Genomic DNA, 18,125 nt, shown 5'->3' with positions numbered 1-18,125 from the left:
GCCCGTCCTCTCGTCCACCGGCGGAACCGGTGGTTCCGGCGTGCGCCGGCCCGTTCCAGCATGACCGGGGGGTGCGGGGCCCACAACCTGTCGAGAGCCCGGGCGCTCGCGGCAACCCGGTCCGGGCCGGCCGCGGAACTCCATGCGGACCGGCCGCGAGCAGGCCGTCGTCACGTACGGCAACGCTCTGGCCCGGGCTTGCGGGCGGGAACGGTGGGTTGCCACGCTGTCGCGGACAGTCAAGCCGTGGGAGGGCCCGTGCCGTTCGGTGAGCAGCCCGCGTATCTACGCGTGGCGGGCGACCTGCGTCAGAAGATCGTGGAGGGCCTGCTCCCCCCGCACACCCGGCTGCCCTCGCAGGCCCGCATCCGCGAGGAGTACGGCGTCTCGGACACGGTCGCCCTGGAGGCCCGCAAGGTCCTCATGGCCGAGGGGCTCGTGGAGGGGCGCTCGGGCTCGGGGACGTACGTCCGCGAGCGGCCCGCACCGCGGCGCATCGCCCGCACCGGCCACCGCGACGGATTCGGCGCCACTCCCTTCCGCCAGGAACAGGCGGACGAGCGGGTGCGCGGCACCTGGGAGTCGCGCAGCCAGCAGGCCGAGGCGCCGGCCGAGATCGCCGACCGGCTGCGCATCGCCGCCGGGGACCGCGTCATGTGGACCCGCTACCTCTTCCGCACCGAGGGCGAGCCGACCATGCTCTCGACGTCCTGGGAGCCACTGGAGCTGACCGGACGCACCCCGGTGATGCTCCCGGAGGAGGGGCCGCTCGCCGGCCGAGGGGTGGTGGAGCGCATGGCCGCCCTCGGCGTGGTCGTGGACAACGTGGTGGAGGAGGTCGGGGCACGGCCGGGGCTGGCCGAGGAGGTCATGGTGCTGGGCGGGGTCCCCGGCCACGTGGTCCTCGTGGTCTCACGGACCTACTACGCCGGCGGGCGTGCGGTGGAGACGGCCGATCTCGTCACGCTGGCCGACCGCCACCGCCTCTCCTACCACCTGCCGGTGAGGTGAGCCGGCGGCTGCCGGCTGTCCACCGGGAGGGGCGGGGCCCGGGTGTCGGCCTCGTCACGCGTGCGGGTGGTTCCGCGAGGTACGTCACGTGAAGGTCCCGCGGCGGCTTCGGGGCCGTGTACTCGTGCGTAACTCCGTTGCACAGGCGCCTTCCAGCGATGTTCGCCCCGATTTCGCCCCATCTCAACATGTGGGAAACCTCACGCCCGCCCCCCTGGCCAGGTATTTTGACGTCCAAGTGGATTGCGATCTTCCGATTCGCTCTTACGATGGCCGGGTTTGTGCACGGCACGGGGAGAGACCAGGAGACCAAGCACGTTGAGCACGACGAAGACTCCCGGTGGGAAGCAGGACTCCCACGGGAACTACCGCCGGTCCCTGGGGACCATCGCACTGACCGCCACGGGTCTCGGCTCGATCATCGGCTCCGGTTGGCTGTTCGGTGCCGAACGGGCGGCCGCGATCGCGGGGCCGGCTGCGATCCTCGCCTGGGTCATCGGCGCCGTCGTCGCCCTGACCATCGCGCTCACCTACACCGAACTCGGTTCGATGTTCCCGAAGGCCGGCGGCATGGTCCGCTACGGCCAGTACTCCCACGGGTCGCTGGCCGGCTACCTGGCCGCCTGGGCCAACTGGATCGCGATCATCTCCGTCATCCCGGGCGAGGCCACCGCGTCCGTCCAGTACATGAGCTCCTGGGACTTCGGCTGGGCGCAGTCGCTGTACGACGGCAAGGAGCTGACCGGCACCGGTGTGGGCCTGGCCAGCGTGCTGCTGCTGATCTACTTCTTCCTCAACTGGTTCGCCATCACGCTGTTCGCGAAGACGAACACCGCGATCACCGTCTTCAAGGTGGTCGTGCCGGTGATGACGGCCGTCGCGCTGATGGCCGCCCACTTCGACACCCACAACCTCAGCCACCACGGCGGCTTCGCCCCCAAGGGCTGGAGCTCGGTGTTCACCGCCGTCGCGGTCTCCGGCATCGTGTGGGCGTACAACGGTTTCCAGTCGCCGCTGAACATGGCGGGTGAGGCGCGCAACCCCGGTCGCTCGCTGCCCAAGGCCGTCGTCAGCTCCATCCTCATCGCCCTGGTCATCTACTTGGCCCTCCAGCTGGCCTTCCTGGTGGGCGTCCCGGCGCACGACCTGACCTCCACCGGCGGCTGGAACAGCCTGAACTTCAACTCCCCGCTCGCCGACCTCGCCGTCGCCTGGGGCCTGAACTGGCTGGCCATGCTGCTCTACGCCGACGCGTTCATCTCCCCGTCCGGCACCGGCATGATCTACGCGGCGACCACCTCCCGCATGGTCCACGGCGTCCAGGAGAACGGTCACCTGCCGCGCGTCTTCGGCCGCGTCGACCCCAAGACGGGTGTGCCGCGGCCCGCGCTGGTGCTCAACCTGGTGGTGGCCTTCGTCTTCCTGGCGGTCTTCCGCGGCTGGGGCTCGCTGGCCGAGATCGTCTCGGTCGCCACAGTGATCTCCTACATCACCGGGCCGGTGGCGGTCATGTCGCTGCGCCGTCTCTCGCCCGACCTGGCCCGGCCGGTGAAGCTGCGGGCGATGCCGGTCATCGCCCCCATCGCGATGATCTTCGGCTCGCTCGTCCTGTACTGGGGCTGCTGGCCGCTGACCGGCAAGGTCATCCTGATCATGGCGGTCGGGCTGCCGATCTGGGCCTGGTACGAGCTGCGCCGGCCGTGGGCCGAGCTCAAGCCGCACCTGAAGGCCGGCGCGTGGGTGGTGGCCTACCTGCTGGTCATGGCGGCCGTGTCGTACATGGGCGGCAAGGAGTTCGGCGGCAAGGGCTACCTGCCCTCCGGCTGGGACATCGTCGTCGTCGCCGTGCTCGCCCTGGGCTTCTACGTCTGGGGTGTCCGCAGCGCCTGGCGCAACCCGAGCCTGGTCCAGGCGGAGGCCGAGGCGCGCGCCGCGGCCCTGGAGGCGGAGACGGCCGGCGCGGCCGTTCCCGCCCAGCCCCAGGGCGGCGAGCAGGGCGCCGCGGCGAGCACGGAGGTCTGAGCGCCGCTCGCGTCGGCCTCCGGGTGGGCGCGGTATCACGTGGACCCAAAAGGGGGCGCACGCCGGAGAGGCGTGCGCCCCCTTTTGCTTGCCGTGTGCCGGTGGAGTCGCGCCCGTACCGGCATGGCCGATTAGGTGCCTCTTTGTGCAAAACCGTGTGCGTTGCGTGAAGGTCGGGGTTAGGGTCGGGCATATGCGCAATGCGAATTCGAGTTTTCCGTGGGAGGGGCGCGCGGTGCCGTGCCGCGAGGGAGGGGCGCGATGAGCGACAGTGGAACCGAGCTGCCCTGGGCCGTCGTCCGCGAGGACGACAACGGCAACCGGTACCGCGTGGGTCGCTACGCCACCCGTGGCGAGGCGGAGCAGATCGTCGCGGAGTTCGAGAGCCGGGGGCACCGGCAGCTCTACTACGTCGAGCAGTTGGGGCGCGCGGCGACGTGACCCGCCCCGAGGTCGCGCTGCCCGGCACCGCCGGCGCCCCCGCCGCACCGCCACCCCGCCTGGTCGTGGGCGGTGCGCTCCTGCACGGGGGCCGGCTGCTGGCCGCCCGCCGCAGTGCCCCGCCCGCCCTGGCCGGCCGCTGGGAGCTGCCCGGCGGGAAGCAGGAGCCGGGGGAGCGCCCCGAAGAGACGCTGGTGCGGGAGCTGCGCGAGGAACTCGGCGTCGAGGTGCAGCCGCTCGACCGCATCCCGGGCGCCTGGCGCCTCCGGGCCGACCTGGTGCTCTGGGTCTGGACGGCACGGCTGGTCGCCGGTGAGCCCCGGCCGCTGGAGGACCACGACCGGCTGCGCTGGCTCACGCCCGAGGAGCAGGACGAGGTCGACTGGCTCGACCAGGACCGTCCCGCCGTCGCGGAGGCGATGCGCCGCCTGGTGGCGGCCCGCGGCGACTGACCCCCGGCCGGCCGCGCGGGGCGGGACACCCCCGTCATCGCCGGGCCCCCCTCGCGCCGGGGCCGGCAGCCTGCGCCCGGCTGCGACCAGCGTGTCCCCTTGCTCGCCCCCGTCCCCCTCGCGCCCGCCCCCGCCCCGTCCCCGTCCCCGTCCCCGTCCCTCGCCCCCTGGCGCCCGGCGTCGCGTGCCCCCGCCTCCGCTTCCGCGCGACGGGGTGCGCCACCGCCCGCCCCCTTTGCGCCGGTAGGTTCCGCTGACCGCTGGGTAGACCTGAAAAACCCCGAAGAACCTTCACAAAACGGAAGCCACAGGGGTTTCGGGCGGCGGGAAGGCGGCGTGTGATGGACGGAGTGACCACGGGCACGGATGAACCCGGGCCGGTAGCGGCCGGCGACCTCACCCGCCTCCCCCCGACCGCGGGCCCCTCCGGCGCCGTCGCCGAGTGGACGCTCCCCACCGATCCCGAAGCCGTGCGCGCGGCGCGGCACGCGGTCCGTGCGACCCTCACCGCCTGGCGGCTGGAGGACCTGGTCGACGTGACGGTCCTGCTGGTCAGCGAGCTGGTCACCAACGCACAGCGGTACGCCTCGGCACCCATCGGCGTACGGTTGGTCCGTGCGCGCGGCGGTGTGCTGCGGGTGGAGGTCTCCGATCCGCTGCCCCAGGCGCCGCAGGCGCGACGGGTGTCGCCCGAGGACGAGGGCGGCAGAGGGCTGTGGTTGGTGGCGTGCAGTGCGCGACGATGGGGGGCACGGTGCGGCGGGACCGGTAAGACTGTGTGGTTCGAGCTGGCCGAGGCCGGTTAGGAGTCCTGTCGTGGAGCGGGTCGAGCAACGGGGGGCGTCGGGTGCGGAAGGTCGCAGGACGTGCGGACGCCGGGGCTGCCGTCCCGCCGCCGCGGTCCGGCGGCGCGTCCGGGCTCCGCGCCGGGCCGTCCCGCCGCCTCCTCGTGAGCACCGCCGGGAGGACACCGGGGAGTCCCGGTCGTCACGAGATCATCGACATTTCGTCGATGACCGATGATCGAGACTGTGCTGTGATCGTGGGTGCCGTGTTCGGAATGGCCGTGTGTGCTGGATACTCGGCTCGTCCGGACCGGGCACGATGAGCTTGGAGGGGACGGGGCTCGTGAGCGAGACGTCATCCGGCGGGGAGAGCCCCGCACGCAGGGCCGACCCCGCGGTGGGCGTCGCACGCGGCGGCCCGGTCTGGCAGAGCAGTACCCCCGGTTCCCTCTACGACTACGTGCGGGTGGCCTCCTTCTCCCTGGGCCCCGACGGCCGCATCGTGCAGTGGAGCAGGCGCGCCACCGAGCTGCTGGGCATCCCCGCCCACCAGGCGGTCGGACGCGACCCGGTCGAGGCGTTCCTCCCGCCGGCGCTGCGCTCCAGCAGTCACCGCAAGGTCTCCGAGATACTCGACGGCCGGGAGTGGACCGGCCTGGTCCCCTACGCCTCACGCCACGACGAGGGCGAGGACCGGGACGACGGAGCGGAGCGGGCCGAGGGGCTCGCCGAGATCTACGTGATGCCCGCCGAGGACGAGGACGGCGAACGCGGCGCGGTCTGTCTGGCGCTGGACGTCCACGCCCTCAAGGGAATCGAGACCGACCTCGCCGCCGCGCAGGCGGTTTTCGGTCAATCTCCCATGGGCTTCATGCTCTTCGGCACCGATCTGCGGCTGCTGCGCGTCAACCAGCGCTTCGCGACGGTCTTCGGCGGCACCGCGGCCTCGCACCGCGGCCGGGCCCCGCACGAGTTCCTCGCCCGCAAGGAGGCCGAGCGGCTCGGCGTCGCGCTGCGTCGCGTCCTGGAGACCGGCGAGCCCGTCGCAGAGATGCAGCTCGTCGGCTCCGCCCCCGGCGAGAGCGAGAACCGCCGCTGGTCGGTGTCGATGTACCGGCTCGACGGGGCCAGCGGCCGGCCGATCGGTGTCGCGGCGCTCGCCACCGACGTCACCGGCCGCCGCCGCGCCGAACGCGAGGCGGCCAGCGCCCGGCGCAACCTCGCGCTGCTGAACGAGGCCGGCGCCCGCCTCGGCAACTCCCTGGACCTGGAGACCACCGCCCGCACCCTGCTCGACGTCGCCGTCCCGCAGTTCTGCGACCTGGCCTCGGTCGACCTCTACCAGGGCCTCCTGGTGGGCGACGAGGCGCCGCCCGGACAGGCGGACGGCAGCGGGGAACTGCGCCGCGTCGCCTACGCCAGCGCCGTCTCCGGCGCCCCCCTGGTCTCGGGGCAGTCCGGTGGCCGGGGCGCGGCGGGCGAGTCAGCCACCGACGGGCCGGTCGAGGTCGGCGCCGTCCACCGCTACCCCTTCCACTCGCCCTGCGCCGGAGCGCTGCGCACCGCCCGTGTCCAGATCGTGCCGTCCCGCGGCGACGCCGTGGTGCACTCCACGCTCGTGGTGCCGATGGTCGCCCGGGACACCGTCGTGGGACTGGTGCAGTTCTCCCGGACCAAGGGCAGCGAGCCGTTCGGCGAGCGCGACACCGCGCTGGCCGTCGAACTCGCCTCCCGCGCCGCCGTCTGCATAGACAACGCCCGCCTCTACCGGCGTGAACACGAGCGGGCCCTCATACTCCAGCGCAGCCTCCTGCCGCCCGGCGACCCCGAGGCCGTGGGGCTCGACATCGCCTGCCGCTACCTGCCGGGCACCACCGCGACCGAGGTGGGCGGCGACTGGTTCGACGTCATAGAGCTGCCCGGCCACCGCACCGCACTGGTCGTCGGCGACGTCATGGGACGCGGCCTGCGCGCCGCCGTGGCCATGGGAGAGCTGCGCACCGCCGTCCGCACCCTGGCACTGCTGGACCTCGAACCGGCCGAGGTGCTCTCCGCGCTCGACGAGATCGCCCGCGGCCTGGGCGCGGCCACCGGCGGTTCGCGGCCCTCCGTCCGCTCCCGCGGGGCGCGCCCCGACGCCGCACCGGGCGAGGCCGGCGGCGCGCGACGCCAGGACCGCACCGCCGACCTCTCCGAGGTCTACCTCGCCACCTGCGTCTACGCCGTCTACGACCCGGTGACCCGGCGCTGCACCTTCGCCAACGCCGGCCACCTGCCCCCCGTCCTGGTCGAGGAGAGCGAGGGCGACGGGCCGGACGGCGCAGGCGGCACCAAGAAGGCGCACCTGCTGGAGATGCCGCCCGGCATGCCGCTGGGCGTGGGCGGGGAGCCCTTCGAGGAGACGACCGTCGACCTCCCCGACGGCGCACTGCTCGCCCTCTACACCGACGGCCTGGTGGAGTCCCGCGACCAGACCCTCGACGAGGGCCTGAGCGCCTTCCGGGCCGCCCTCACCGAGGCCGGACGGCCGCTGGAGGAGGCCTGCGACCACGTGCTGGGGGCGCTGGACACCGGCCACGGCGAGGACGACATCGCCCTGCTGATGGCGCGCGTCCACGGCCTCCCCAAGGACTCGGTGGGCGACTGGCACCTCGCCCCGGAGGCGCGCTCGGTCGCCCGGGCCCGCGAGCTGGCCCGCGAGCAGCTGACCGACTGGGGCCTGGACGCGCTGGCCGACACCACCGAACTGCTGGTCAGCGAGCTGGTCACCAACGCGCTGCGGCACGGCCACGGCGAGATCCGGCTGCGGCTGCTGCTGGACCACACCCTGGTCTGCGAGGTGTGGGACGCCGACCTCGCCCAGCCCCGCCGCCGCCGGGCCCGCGACACCGACGAGGGCGGACGCGGCCTCCAGCTCGTCGGCCTGCTCAGCGCGGGTTGGGGCTCCCGCCGCACCCCGCGCGGCAAGACCGTCTGGTTCGAGCTGGAACTGCCGGACAGCGACACCGTGGCCCCCGACCCGTCCGAGGCGCTGCTCAGCCTGTTCTGAGGCGCTCCCCGGCCCGGTCCGCGGCACGGTCACGGCCCGGGCCCGGCGGCCCCCGCGGCGTGCGGTCGCGGTGAAGCGCCTCACACGCCGGTCCGCGCCGCCACGGCCGACCGGGCCGAGTGGCGGGGCGTTCCCGCAGGTGGCGGCCCGATTTCCGCAGGGCCGGACGGTGTGCGGACGGTAGCGGAGGGTGCCTGTGCGGGCTGACGCTTCCTCAGGCCGCCCGCGCTTGTTACCACGGAAGAGTGAACGAGCACCGTACTCCGCACCCCGACGACCTTCCGCGCACCTTCGACCTGGACCTCACCAGGGACGAGCTGCGGCGCCGGGAGGCGTTCCTCGCCGCCATGGGCGAGGACTGGGACCCGCTCGCCGTGCTGGCGGGCGAACGCGAGGCGTACCGGCTGCTGTACTCCGGGCTCGACGAGGAGCAGGCGGAGACCTACCGGCGGCTGGTGGCCGCCGGTGTGCTCCCCGACCGCGACACGGGCCCCGGCGGCCCGGAGGAGGACGGCCGTGCTTCCCGTTGACCCCACCGCGGACATCTCGCGCCGCGCCTGGATCGACTGCCCCTCCTGCGCCGACCACCAGGGCTGCCCGGCCTGCGGCGCCGGGCGCAACTGCCCCGACCACTGGCGCTACGTGCTGGCCTGGGAGGGCAGGTCGGTCCACGTCCAGTGCCGCACCTGCACCCACCTGTGGGTCCACGACACCCGCTTCGGCGCGCCCCGCGCCTGACCCCGCCCCGCCCCGGCCGCCCGGCCGCCGAACCCCGGCTGCGCCTCAGCCCTGCGCTGCGCGCACCCCGGCTGCGCCTCAGCCCTGCGCTGCGCGCACCCCGGCTGCGCCTCAGCCCTGCTGCGGTGCCGGGCGCTCCAGCAGCTCCGCCAGCCCCTGCCGGGTCGCCGCCAGCACCACCCGGTCCTGCGGGCACAGCACGTAGTCGGACCGGACGTCCCACACCAGGCCGGGCCGGTCGGGGCGCTGCCCCTCGGCGAAGTCCGCCCGGGTCAGGTCTGGCGTGCGGTCGTCGGGGCCGGAGGAGTCGAGGGCCACCACCCGCCAGGCCCCCGGCCGGAACGCCGCCGCCACGCTGCGCCCCTCCAGCGCGCGGTGCCCGGCCACGTCCACGGCGGCGAACAGCAGCACCCGCCGCTCCACCGGGATGGCGCCCAGTATCCGGCGCCCCATCATCGCCCCCGCGAAGGCGGGGGCGGACAGCGAGGAGACGCTGCGGCTGCGGGTCAGGGCCCGCGGGTGGGCGGCGCGCAGGGTCCGGTAGACGGCGGTGGCGAAGCCGTCGTCGAACAGGCGCAGGACCACGCGCAGCCGCGGCTGCACCGCACGCGCGTACAGGCACGCCTCCAGGTTGGTGGAGTCGCTGCTGGTCAGCGCCAGCAGGGCGTGGGCCCGGCGGACCCCCGCGGTCTCCAGTACACCGTCCTCGGTGGCGTCCCCCAGCACCGTCGGGACCCGCAGCCGCCGGGCCAGCGGCACACCTCGCGCCTCGGGGTCCGCCTCGACGCACACCACCGGGATGTTCATCTCCCGCAGCCGCAGCAGCACCCGGGTGCCGACCTTCCCCAGGCCCACCAGCACCAGGTGCCCGGTCAGGCCGCGCGGTGGGCGGCGCAGCGAGGAGGCGGTGCGGAAGGTGCCCAGCCCCTCCAGCGCCGCCGCCACCAGCACCGGGAGCAGCAGCAGGCCGGTCAGCCCGGACAGCAGTTGCAGCACCTGCCGGGGGTGGGGGGCGCCCACGGCCGGGTCGTTGATGGCGAAGAGGTCCAGCAGCGACAGGTAGACGGCGTGCAGCGGCGGGTCGCCGGTGACCAGGGTCGAGGTCAGCGCCAGGGCGACCACCGCCGCGGCCACGGCGGCGGCCGACCACACCAGGCGCCGGGAGAAGAGGGAGCCCAGCGGCATGCCCATGCCGCCGAGCCGCCGGGGCGGGGCGGTCGGCGTGGCGGGGGCCACCTGCTGGAGGGCGAGGATGCCCCGACCGGCCGCCGCCGCCACCGCCGCGTCGTCCGGCAGCAGGGTGGGCCCGTCGTCGCTGGCGTCCGAACCCTCGGCGCCGGACGGGTCACCGCTGGTGGAGGAGAGCAGCGCCAAGGTGCACAGCCCCGGGTCCGCGACCTGCCCGCTCGCCGGCGGGGTGCGCTCGACCGCCCGCAGCAGCAGCCCGTCGGCCTGGATGACCTTGCTGGTCCCGGCGACCGCCGCGGCGACGAGGGCAGGCGCGGCCGTGTCGGCGTCGGAGAGGACGGTGGTCGAGGCGTCGAGCTCCGCGGGGTCGAAGCCGGCCACGGTCGCCGCCTGGTCCAGCAGCGCCTCCAGGTGCTCGCCCAGGCGCCGGTTGTAGAGGCGGATGACCAGCCGCAGCCGGGGGTTGAGGCGCCGGGCGAGGAGGGCGGCGCGGACGTTGGCCTCGTCGTCGTCGTAGACGAGGGCGAGCGCACTGGCCCGCCGGACGCCGGCCGCCTCGAAGACCTCCTCGTCGGGACCGTCCGCCGGGTGGACGCGGACCTCCGGACCGCCGCCGTCCGCCCCGCCGCCGGAGAGCCGGCTCACCGTGGAGGTCACCCGGTCCAGCAGCGCCCCCGCCCGGCCGGCCCTGCGCCGGCCGGGGTCCGGGGGCCCGCCCGCGGGCAGCAGCAGGGTGACGCGTTCGCGGTAGACCGTCCGCAGCTCCGCGGCGAGGCGGTGGGCGAGCGCGTCGTCGCCGCAGACCACCATGGGCTCCCCGGCCCGCCCCGGCAGCGGCGCTGCCGCCGCGCCCTGCCCGTCCCGTGTCCGGCCGTCCATCGTCCCCGCTCCCCCCGCTTCCGGTCGGTGGCCGGGAACGAGCCTGTCATGCGGCGAACGGCGGGTGTCCGGGCGGGGGTTCCCCGCCGACCGGGTAGCGGTGGGGCGGCCGTTCAGGTGGTCGCGGGCCGCCGCTCGCCGTGTCGGCGTCGCGGCATGCCCGGTGTCGACTGGAGTGGACTCGTCATACATGTGATGAGCCGCAAAGTCGGCCGAAGGTGGATGAGGAGCCCTTGCACCATGGGCGTCCGGCGAGGTGCGGTGCCTTCACCGCGCGACCTTGTCGCTCGTGCTGCAAGGGCTCCTGCGAGCGGCGGCGCGGCGTGGGTGAGCCCCGGAGGTAACAGCCATGACCGACCACGTCCGCGCCAGACCGGCGGCGGTCGCCCGCCGCCGATGTGCCGCGCTGTTCGCGGTGGGGGCGTTGCTGCCGCTGCCGCTGCTGACGGCGTGCGGAGCCGACGACGAACCGGAGTCCTTCGCGGCCGCCCAGGACGTGGCCGCCGCCGACCGCGGGGCCGTCCGGGACGGCGGCACGGTGCGGTGGGCCGTCGACGCGGCACCCGGCACCTTCAACGCCTTCCAGGCCGACGCGGGCGATGCCACCGCCCGGGTGGCCGGCGCCACCCTTCCCCAGCTGTTCGTCCTGGACCGCAACGGCCGCCCGCAGCGCAACGCCGACTACCTGGAGGCTGCGGACGTCAGCACGCAGGCGTCCCACCAGGTCGTCACCTACCGCCTCAACCCCAAGGCGCGCTGGAACGACGGGCGGCCGGTCTCGGTGGCCGACTTCGTCGCCCAGTGGCACGCCCTGCGCGGTCAGGACAACGCGTACTGGACGGCCCGCAACGCCGGTTACGACCGCATCCGACGCGTCGAGAAGGGCAGGGACGAGCACGAGGTCAAGGTCACCTTCGGCAAGTCATACGCCGACTGGCGCGCGCTGTTCACGCCGCTCTACCCCAAGAGCGTCATGGGCAGCCCGGACGCCTTCAACGACGGCGCCCGCCGGGGCCTGCGGCAGACGGCCGGGCCCTTCCGGCTGGCGGGCTCGGACAAAGCCAAGGGGACGGTCACTCTCGCCCGGGACGAGAAGTGGTGGGGGCGCAAGGCCAAGCTGGACCGCATCGAGCTGACGGCCGTGCCGCGGGGCGAGCGCGCCAAGGCGGTGGCCGAGGGAACGGTGGACGTCGTCGAGCTTGACTCCACCGCCGCGGGCCGGGTCGAGGCCGCCGGCCGCCCCGCCGGCTCCGCCTCCCCGGCGCACAAGGGCGACACCACGCAGGCCGGCGGCCGGATCGTCGGTGCCCCCGGCCCACGGGCCCGCCGCGGCGAGCCCGCCGCCGCGACGCGCACCATGAAGGGCTACACCGTCCACAAGGCGCTCCAGCCCTCCTACACCCAGCTCGCCCTCAACGGCAGCACCGGACCGCTGACCGACGAGCGGGTGCGCCGGGCGGTGGCCCGCGCCATCGACCGCAAGGCCCTGGCCGCCGACGTGCTCGGCCCCCTCGGGCTGCCCACCGACCCGCTCGGCAGCCACCTGCTGATGCGCGGACAGCCCGGCTACAGCGACGGCAGCGGGGCGCTCGGCCGGCAGGACACCAAGGCGGCCACCCAGTTGCTGGCTGACGCCGGCTGGAAGCTCACCGACATCTCCAAGGCCCCCCAGCCGAACCGCGCCGACGCCCACTCCGCGAAGCCGTCCGTCTCGCCCGCCGCCGCCGACGGCAAGGCCCCGGCCCAGCCCCGGGAGCGGGCGGAGCCGGACGAGAGGGCCGCCCGCTCCCGGCCCCTGGCCGGACTGGCCGCCGCCGGCCGGCTCGGTGGCGCCGCCGCGCAGGCGGCGCTGCTGCGCCAGAGCGCGGCCCTCTACCAGGAGGCCGCCTCGGCGCAGCGGGAGCAGGCCGCGGGGGACACCTCCAGCGCCGCCTACACCCGCTACCGCCAGTACGCGCAGGACGCCGACGGCGCCCTGGACCGGGCAGAGGCCGTCGACCGCGCCCAGGGCGCCCGGGCCGGCGCCCACCAGGCCGGCGCGGCACTGCCCGCCCCCGGCTACCCGGCCGCCCGGGCCCGGGCCGAGGGCACCACGGGGCAGCACGCGCAGTCCCCGGCGGACCCGGCCGAGGACGCCAAGCGCGCCGAGCGGCCCGGCCACGACGGGCACGGCGGCTCCCCCGCCGAGGAGCCGGGCACCGGTCAGGACGGGTCCCGCTACGCCCCCGACCAGCAGCGGCAGCTGGCGCCGGGCGCCGAGAGCGAGCCGCTGGTGGACCTGAAGGCGCGGGAGCGGCAGGCGCAGGAGGAGCGTGAGCGGCTCGCCGCCCAGGAGGACGCCGCCGCGACCAGCGGACCGCACGCGGGACGCGTCGCCAAGCGGCGCACCTCCGCCATGACCAAGGACGGCAAGCCGCTGACGCTGCGGTTCGTCGTCCCGGACGGGCCCGGCTCGGAGCAGATGCGGGCCGTCGGCAACAAGATCGCCGAGCAGCTCGACCGGATCGGCATCCGCACCACCATGCAGAAGGTCGCCGACAACAGCTACTTCCAGGACCACATCGCCTCCGGCGACTTCGACCTGGCCGTCTACAGCTGGCCCGGCACGGCCTACCCGGCCACCGACGCCCGGCCCATCTACGCCAAGCCGCAGCCGGGTGCGGACGGCTCGCTGACCGTCGAGCAGAACTACACCCGGGTCGGCACCGACCGCATCGACCAGCTCTTCGACCAGGCCGCCTCCGAGCTCGACCCGGACGCCGAGCGGTCCCTGGTGAAGAACGCCGACGCCCGGATCTGGGCGCAGGCCGGGTCGGTGCCGCTCTTCCAGCGTCCCGAGCTGGTCGCCACGAAGAAGAACCTGGTCAACGTCGGCGCCTTCGGTTTCGCCACGCCCCGCTACGAGGACGTCGGCTTCCGCGGCTGACCGGCGCGGGCGGCCCCGGGCCGGCCGCGTCCCCACCCGTCCGCCCCGGTGCTCCCCGCACCGGGGCGGACGGGCGTTCCCCTGACCGCGGGCCTGCGTGAAGAGCTCCGCAACGGGGTGCAACCTGGGTGGAACGGGAGGGATAACCGCAGGTCAGTGCGGGTGTGTGCGGGGTCTGGGCGGTCGGGGGCGCGCCGGGCCCGTACCATGGGAGCAAAGGCCGAGGCGTTGTCATGCCCGGCGGGCGCGCGTATCGGTACGAACGCGCAGCCAACCACAACCCGGGAGAAGCGCCCCAGATGCCCACGCGCCACGACATCCGCAACGTCGCCATCGTCGCCCACGTCGACCACGGCAAGACGACCCTGGTCGACGCCATGCTCCGGCAGGCCGGTGCCTTCGCCGCGCACGCCGCGGAGCACCTCGACGAGCGGATGATGGACTCCAACGACCTGGAGCGCGAGAAGGGCATCACCATTCTCGCGAAGAACACCGCGGTCAAGTACCACCCCAAGGACGGCAGCGAGCCCGTCACCATCAACATCATCGACACCCCCGGCCACGCCGACTTCGGCGGTGAGGTCGAGCGCGGCCTGTCGATGGTGGACGCGGTCGTGCTGCTGGTCGACGCCTCCGAGGGGCCGCTGCCGCAGACCCGCTTCGTGCTGGGCAAGGCGCTCAAGGCGCGGATGCCGGTCATCCTCTGCATCAACAAGACCGACCGCCCCGACTCCCGCATCGACGAGGTCGTCAACGAGACCTACGACCTCTTCCTCGACCTCGACGCGGACGAGGAGCAGATCGAGTTCCCGATCGTCTACGCCTGCGCCCGGGACGGCGTCGCCTCGCTGACCAAGCCGGAGGACGGCACCGTCCCCGCCGACAGCGACAACCTCCAGCCGTTCTTCACCACCCTGCTGGAGCACGTCCCGGCGCCGGAGTACGACGAGGCCGCCCCGCTGCAGGCGCACGTCACCAACCTGGACGCCGACAACTTCCTCGGCCGCATCGCGCTGCTCCGCGTCGAGCAGGGTGAGCTGAAGAAGGGGCAGACCGTCGCCTGGATCAAGCGCGACGGCACCATCTCCAACGTCCGCATCACCGAGCTGATGATGACCGAGGCGCTGACCCGCAAGCCCGCGGAGAAGGCCGGCCCCGGTGACATCTGCGCCGTGGCGGGCATCCCCGACATCATGATCGGTGAGACGCTGGCCGACCCGGAGAACCCGGTCGCCCTCCCGCTGATCACCGTCGACGAGCCGGCGATCTCCATGACCATCGGCACCAACACCTCCCCGCTGGTGGGCCGCGGCCCCGGCGGCAAGGGCGCCGACAAGTCCGCGGTCAAGGACCGCAAGGTCACCGCCCGCCTGGTCAAGGACCGCCTGGAGCGCGAGCTCATCGGCAACGTCTCGCTGCGCGTGCTGCCCACCGAGCGCCCCGACGCCTGGGAGGTCCAGGGCCGCGGTGAGCTGGCGCTGGCCATCCTGGTGGAGACCATGCGCCGGGAGGGCTTCGAGCTGACGGTGGGCAAGCCCCAGGTCGTCACCAAGGAGGTCGACGGCAAGACCTACGAGCCCGTCGAGCGGATGACCATCGACGTGCCCGAGGAGCACATGGGCGCCGTCACCCAGCTCATGGGCGTCCGCAAGGGCCGCATGGACAACATGTCCAACCACGGCTCGGGCTGGGTCCGCATGGAGTTCGTGGTGCCCTCGCGCGGCCTGATCGGCTTCCGCACCGAGTTCCTCACGGGCACCCGCGGCACCGGCATCGCCCACTCCATCCACGAGGGCCACGAGCCCTGGTTCGGCACCCTGACGACCCGCAACAACGGCTCGCTGGTCGCCGACCGCGCCGGTTCGGTCACCGCCTTCGCGATGACCAACCTCCAGGAGCGCGGCGTGCTCTTCACCGAGCCGGGCACCGAGGTCTACGAGGGCATGATCGTCGGCGAGAACTCCCGCTCCGACGACATGGACGTCAACATCACCAAGGAGAAGAAGCTGACGAACATGCGGTCCGCGACCGCTGACGTCACCGAGTCCCTGGTGCCGCCGCGCAAGCTCTCCCTGGAGCAGTCGCTGGAGTTCTGCCGCGACGACGAGTGCGTCGAGGTCACCCCGGAGACCGTCCGCATCCGCAAGGTCGTCCTCGACGGCCGGGAGCGCGCCCGGTCGGCCTCGCGCGCCAAGCACAACTGACCTCGCGCTCCGGTCGCCCGCGGGGGACCGGAGAACGCCTGCGACGAGGGCCGCTCCGCAACGGGGCGGCCCTCCGCCGTGTGCGGCCCCAACACCGCCGCGCCGCACACCGGGGGGCCTGCGAGGTGCGGTGGCGCGTGCTGCCGCCGGCCGGCGCGCGGTGGTCGCCTCCGAGGGTTGAGCGCATATTTTCGGCCAGTGTTCCTGTAGGGGTGATCCGTCACTTCGCAGGCCAGAGGCGGGTGTCATCGAGACTTTGGCAGGCAACCCGTGATTTCCGGCCGTGATCTGACAGGCCAGGAGACGCATCGCCCGAGGCGCGCTAACCTCCCCCCAGCCTTTTCGGTCGCTTGCCGAGGCGGGCGGACTGGACCTGTTCGCAACGGCCTCCGCCCCGCCGGCGCGGTGGGTATAAGCGCAATGTCGAGCCCGCGTCAACTCCCTTTCGTCGCCCGTCGGTTGCACAGCGTCACCAGGTGTCCGTTATTCGGACGGATCGTCGCGAGTTCCGAGGTTACAAGTCCGTTTCGTGTGCGAGTGCTGGTATTCGGTTTGTCCGAATTACGAACTCACTGTTATCGGATGTGACCAAACCGAAACCCCTTACGCGTGGTTTATCGGTTCCTCGTGCCTGAGACTTACTCCATTGTGCTCGGGTCAATGGGTCACGCGCTGTGGGGAGCGCCTCGACTCGCGAGCCACGGGGGCTGGTCCACGGCTGTCAGGGGTGTCAGCGGACGACCGGCCCTCTCCGTGAAGTGATGGACTCTTGAGGAGGCAGTCCCATGCGCGGTGCCAAGAGCGCCACCTGGGTCGCGGGGGCGATCGTCATCGCCCTGTCGGCTACAGCGTGCGGCGGAGGGGGAGGCAGCGGTGACGACAAGGCTGCGATCGACCCCAACGGCGTCTACTCGTACGACGACGTCGAGCCGCAGAACCCGCTGATCCCGACCAACACCAACGAGGTCGCCGGCCACTACATCCTGGCCAACGTCTTCCGCGGTCTGGTCCAGTACGACGCCAAGGGCAACCTCGTCAACGAGGTCGCGCAGTCCGTCGACACCAAGGACAGCAAGGTCTGGGACGTCAAGCTGAAGCCGGGCTGGACGTTCTCCAACGGCGAGAAGGTCACCTCCGACTCCTTCATCGACGCCTGGAACTGGGGCGCCAACGTCAAGAACAACCAGCTCAACGCCTCGTGGTTCGAGCCCATCCAGGGTTACTCCGACGTCCACCCGGACAAGGGCGACCCGAAGGCCGACAAGATGTCGGGCCTGAAGAAGATCAGCGACACCGAGTTCACGATCACGCTGAGCCACCCTGTCGCGACCTTCAAGCACCAGCTGTACTACGACCCGTTCTTCCCGCTGCCCAAGGTGTTCTACAAGGACACCAAGGCCTTCGGTGAGCACCCGATCGGCAACGGTCCCTACAAGATGGTGGGTGACTGGCAGCACAAGGTCGGCGTCAAGGTCCGCAAGGTCAAGAACTTCGCCGGCGACGACAAGCCGAAGAACGGCGGCATCGACTTCGTCTTCTCCACCTCGCCCGACGCGGCCTACAACAACCTGGTGTCGAACAAGCTCGACATCATGTACCAGGTCCCGCCGTCGGCGCTGACGAAGTACAAGACCGACCTGAACGGGCGCGCCGTCCAGCAGGTCTTCGGCGGCAACACCGCCATCGGCTTCCCGATGTACCAGAAGGCGTGGCAGAAGCCGGAGAAGGCCAAGGTCCGCCAGGGCCTGTCGATGGCCATCGACCGCGCCACCATCGCCAAGACCGTCCTCAAGGGCTCCAAGACCGCGGCGGACGGCTGGGTGCCGCCCTCGGTGGACGGCTACACCAAGGACGAGTGCGGCGGGTACTGCAAGTTCGACCCGAAGAAGGCCAAGCAGCTCATCAAGGAGGGTGGCGGCGTCCCCGGCGGCAAGCTGGTGATCAACGTCAACACCGACGGTGGCGGCAACAAGGACTGGGCGACCGCGGTCTGCAACGACATCCAGCAGAACGCCGGTGTCCCCTGCACGCTGAAGACCTGGTCGACCTTCGGGGCGATGCGCACCCAGATCACCGACAAGAAGATGGACCAGCCCTTCCGTATGGCCTGGGTCCAGGACTACCTGAACATCACCGACTTCATCCAGGCCCAGTACCAGACCGGTGCCGGCGCCAACGACATGGCCTACAGCAGCAAGAAGGTCGACAGCCTCATCAAGGAGGCCGACGCCGCTCCGAGCGTGGCCGAGTCGAACAAGAAGTACCAAGAGGTCACCGAGCAGATGGCCAAGGACATGCCGTCCATCCCGCTCTTCTTCGATGAGACCAACGGTGGTTGGTCGCAGAACGTGACCAACGTCAAGTTCGACAGCTTCCGTCAGGCCATCTGGACTGACGTCGAGGTCAAGAAGAAGTAGTCGGCCGCCTACT

General features: G+C 72.9%; 12 protein-coding genes. 11 read left to right on the top strand and 1 reads right to left on the bottom strand.

The annotated features are described in order from the left end of the window. Positions 1–258: 258 nt before the first annotated feature. The 8 genes from ACFV3R_RS18650 to ACFV3R_RS18615 all read left to right on the top strand — a co-directional run bounded on the left by ACFV3R_RS18650 (position 259) and on the right by ACFV3R_RS18615 (position 8,498). Positions 259–1,011, top strand: a complete 753-nt coding sequence (locus tag ACFV3R_RS18650) for a GntR family transcriptional regulator (protein ID WP_385583852.1) — start codon at positions 259–261, stop codon at positions 1,009–1,011. A 318-nt stretch (positions 1,012–1,329) separates the two neighbouring features. Then, the gene (locus tag ACFV3R_RS18645; RefSeq protein ID WP_385583593.1) at positions 1,330–3,033 is read left to right on the top strand and encodes an APC family permease; all 1,704 of its coding nucleotides are present in this window, start codon (positions 1,330–1,332) and stop codon (positions 3,031–3,033) included. A gap of 261 nt (positions 3,034–3,294) precedes the next feature. Beyond that, complete coding sequence (locus tag ACFV3R_RS18640; RefSeq protein ID WP_385583589.1) at positions 3,295–3,474, top strand: SPOR domain-containing protein; 180 nt, start codon at positions 3,295–3,297, stop codon at positions 3,472–3,474. 59 nt (positions 3,475–3,533) lie between these two features. After that, positions 3,534–3,926 carry a (deoxy)nucleoside triphosphate pyrophosphohydrolase gene (locus tag ACFV3R_RS18635; protein WP_385583849.1) on the top strand — a complete coding sequence of 131 codons (393 nt, stop codon included), beginning with the start codon at positions 3,534–3,536 and terminating at the stop codon, positions 3,924–3,926. 341 nt (positions 3,927–4,267) lie between these two features. Next, positions 4,268–4,732 carry an ATP-binding protein gene (locus ACFV3R_RS18630; RefSeq protein WP_385583586.1) on the top strand — a complete coding sequence of 155 codons (465 nt, stop codon included), beginning with the start codon at positions 4,268–4,270 and terminating at the stop codon, positions 4,730–4,732. A 298-nt stretch (positions 4,733–5,030) separates the two neighbouring features. Next, positions 5,031–7,760, top strand: a complete 2,730-nt coding sequence (locus tag ACFV3R_RS18625; RefSeq protein ID WP_385583583.1) for a SpoIIE family protein phosphatase — start codon at positions 5,031–5,033, stop codon at positions 7,758–7,760. A 245-nt stretch (positions 7,761–8,005) separates the two neighbouring features. After that, positions 8,006–8,290 carry a DUF6400 family protein gene (locus ACFV3R_RS18620; protein WP_385583580.1) on the top strand — a complete coding sequence of 95 codons (285 nt, stop codon included), beginning with the start codon at positions 8,006–8,008 and terminating at the stop codon, positions 8,288–8,290. After that, complete coding sequence (locus ACFV3R_RS18615) at positions 8,277–8,498, top strand: hypothetical protein (protein WP_385583577.1); 222 nt, start codon at positions 8,277–8,279, stop codon at positions 8,496–8,498. The genes ACFV3R_RS18620 and ACFV3R_RS18615 overlap by 14 nt, the downstream gene beginning before the upstream one ends. Before the next feature lie 111 nt (positions 8,499–8,609). Here ACFV3R_RS18615 and ACFV3R_RS18610 read toward each other — a convergent pair whose 3' ends face one another. Beyond that, entirely contained in the window at positions 8,610–10,496 is a 1,887-nt protein-coding gene (locus tag ACFV3R_RS18610; protein ID WP_385583846.1) for an NAD-binding protein, read from the bottom strand. Between the two features lie 418 nt (positions 10,497–10,914). Here ACFV3R_RS18610 and ACFV3R_RS18605 point away from each other — a divergent pair, with 418 nt between their 5' ends. The 3 genes from ACFV3R_RS18605 (at position 10,915) to ACFV3R_RS18595 (ending at position 18,112) form a co-directional block, all read left to right on the top strand. Beyond that, complete coding sequence (locus ACFV3R_RS18605) at positions 10,915–13,491, top strand: ABC transporter substrate-binding protein (protein ID WP_385583574.1); 2,577 nt, start codon at positions 10,915–10,917, stop codon at positions 13,489–13,491. A 299-nt stretch (positions 13,492–13,790) separates the two neighbouring features. Continuing rightward, entirely contained in the window at positions 13,791–15,695 is a 1,905-nt protein-coding gene (gene typA / locus ACFV3R_RS18600) for a translational GTPase TypA (protein WP_385583570.1), read from the top strand. A gap of 785 nt (positions 15,696–16,480) precedes the next feature. Next, positions 16,481–18,112, top strand: a complete 1,632-nt coding sequence (locus ACFV3R_RS18595; RefSeq protein ID WP_385583568.1) for an ABC transporter substrate-binding protein — start codon at positions 16,481–16,483, stop codon at positions 18,110–18,112. Positions 18,113–18,125: the final 13 nt, after the last annotated feature.

Source organism: Streptomyces sp. NPDC059740 (genome assembly GCF_042733155.1).
Taxonomy (GTDB): domain Bacteria; phylum Actinomycetota; class Actinomycetes; order Streptomycetales; family Streptomycetaceae; genus Streptomyces.
This window is presented reverse-complemented; position numbering and strand designations above follow the sequence as displayed.